This is a genomic window from Actinoplanes sp. NPDC051633 (assembly GCF_040681735.1).
Lineage (GTDB): Bacteria > Actinomycetota > Actinomycetes > Mycobacteriales > Micromonosporaceae > Actinoplanes.
This window is the reverse complement of the sequence record NZ_JBFAZH010001228.1, coordinates 1-2,232: the sequence shown is the minus strand read 5'-3', so window position 1 is coordinate 2,232 and position 2,232 is coordinate 1. Positions and strand designations below refer to the sequence as shown.

The following is a 2,232-nucleotide window of genomic DNA, read 5'->3' as shown; positions in this document are numbered from 1 at the left end:
CGGGTCAGCCGGCCCAGGTCGACCAGCGGGAAGCGGCTGGTCATCCGGGCCAGCCGGATCGACTGGCCGGCGCCCTGCCACAGGGTGACCACCACCAGCAGCACGAACACCATCCCGAACAGGGTGAGCCGGCCGGACCGGTAGAGGAGCAGGACGGCCGCGGCGGTGCCGAGAGCGATCACCCGGCCCGCCCAGCCGGCCACCACGGTGGCCCGGGTGCGGTCCTTGACGATCGCCCAGATCAGCGCGCGCAGGGCCCGGCCGCCGTCCAGCGGCAGGCCGGGCAGGGTGTTGAAGAACGCGACGAGGATGTTGCTGGCGGCGATCTGGAAGGCGATCTGGCCGGTCACCGTGTCGCCGGGCAGCGCGTACGCGGCCGCGGCCGCCAGCCCGCCCAGCACCAGCGACACCGCCGGCCCGGCCAGGGCGACCAGCGCGTCCACCCGGGGAGTGGGCGCGTCGCGGTCCATCTCGGTGTATCCGCCGAGCAGCTCGATGGTGATGCCGCGGACGCCGATCCGGAACCGCCGGGCGGTCAGGGCGTGGCCGAGCTCGTGCAGCAGCACCGAGGCCAGCAGGCACACCACGAAGCCGAACCCGATCAGGTAGCTGACCGGCGCCGGCAGCTCGAGCGAGCTCTGCACATACCCGCCGTAGACCACGGTGACCAGCACGGCCAGCACGATCATCGAGGTGTTCAGGTAGAGCGGGATGCCGAGCACCCGCCCGACCATGCGGCCGGCCCGGGCCCGGCTCGGCGGCGGCTCTGCGGTCGGGTCCACCCTGACGATGGTACGGACGACCCGCCGATCCACCGCCGGTCCACCTTCGAGCTGTTCTGTCGTACCCCGCCGATAGCCTTTGCTCATGACGGTGACCACGCCTGCGCAGCCGGCCGAGCCCGACGTCGCCCAGCCTGATGGGCAGTCGGACGGTCAGCGGCACGCCGGACCTTCCTTGTCGCCGTCGCGGGCCGCCGACTTCAAGACCTGCCCGCTGCTGTTCCGGTTCCGCACGATCGACCGGCTGCCCGAGACCCCGAGCCCCGACCAGCTGCGGGGCACTCTGGTGCACGCGGTGCTGGAGCGGCTGTTCGACCTGCCGCCGGCCGAGCGCACCCCGGCCGCCGCGGCCGAGCTGGTGGCGCCGGAGTGGCAGCGCCTGGTCACCGCCGAGCCGGCCCTGACCACCCTCTTCACGCCGGCGGCGGCCGGCCCGGCCGCGCTCGACCCGGTGATCGCCGACGCGCTACCCACCGGTCCCGCCGTCGAGACGCCGATGCTGGACGGCATGCCGCTCGACGAGCCGGGCCGGTTGGCGGCGTTCTTCGAGAGCACGCGTGGGCTGCTCCAGGGCTATTTCGCGGTCGAGGATCCGATGCGGCTGGAGCCGGCCGAGCGCGAGGCGCTGGTGTCCACGCTGGTGGATGAGCAGTTGCTGATCCGCGGCTACATCGACCGCCTCGACGTCTCACCGGCCGGCGACCTGCGGGTGGTCGACTACAAGACCGGCGGGGCGCCGCGCGAGGCGTTCGAGGGCCGGGCGTTGTTCCAGTTGAAGTTCTACGCGCTGGTGCTGTGGCGCACCCGTGGGGTGGTGCCCCGGGTGCTGCGGTTGCTCTACCTGAGGGATCAGGAGATCTGCGACTACAGCCCGGATGCCGAGGAGCTGGAGCGCTTCGAGCGCACGCTGGTCGCGCTGTCGGAGGCGATCGAGCGGGCGAAACGGGAGAAGCACTTCCCGCCCAAGCCGAGCCGCCTGTGCGGCTGGTGCAGCCACCAGGCGTTCTGCCCGGAGTTCGGCGGCACGCCGCCACCCTTCCCGGAGCGGGCCCCCGACCCGGACCCGTCCCCGGAGGACCTGCTGGACGCCGACGCCTGACCCAGCGCGGGGGTGGCCGGAGGCCTCACCGTTGCGGGACCAGCTCCTCCCGGCCGCACGACTAGGCTGAGCACGTGCGGGTCGTGCTGGTGGACGGTTCGCCGCTGCACCGCGCCGGGCTGAGGGCGACGCTGACCGCCGGCGATCCGACCGGCAGCGGCGCGGGCTTCACGGTGGTGGGTGAGGGGTTCGACGGCGCCGCCGCGGTCGACCTGGCGCGCCGCTTGGTGCCCGACGTCGTGGTGCTCGACGCGGCGCTGGCGCGGGTCAGCGGGATCGAGGCGGCCCGGGCGATCCGCGGCGCCGGGCTGCCCGTGCGGGTGCTGGTGCTGGCCGACGACGACGGCGACG

3 protein-coding genes are annotated in these 2,232 nt (G+C 73.8%); 2 read left to right on the top strand and 1 reads right to left on the bottom strand.

Annotated elements, in window-relative coordinates; genetic code table 11:
• Positions 1 to 734, bottom strand: a 734-nt coding sequence (locus tag AB0M20_RS39350) for a site-2 protease family protein (RefSeq protein WP_364306132.1), incomplete at its 3' end; no start/stop codon positions are given.
• Positions 735 to 867: 133 nt separating this feature from the next.
• On the opposite strand from AB0M20_RS39350, the gene AB0M20_RS39345 reads away from it, so the two are divergent.
• On the top strand, positions 868 to 1,881 hold the full coding sequence (locus AB0M20_RS39345; protein WP_364306130.1) for a PD-(D/E)XK nuclease family protein: 1,014 nt from the start codon (positions 868 to 870) through the stop codon (positions 1,879 to 1,881).
• A 74-nt stretch (positions 1,882 to 1,955) separates the two neighbouring features.
• Positions 1,956 to 2,232 (top strand): response regulator (locus tag AB0M20_RS39340; RefSeq protein WP_364306128.1); only part of this gene is annotated, 277 nt, incomplete at its 3' end.

Bases quoted from the DNA above. Each gene is read 5' to 3' on its own strand.
- AB0M20_RS39345 (WP_364306130.1), top strand. From the start codon at position 868: ATGACGGTGACCACGCCTGCGCAGCCGGCCGAGCCCGACGTCGCCCAG.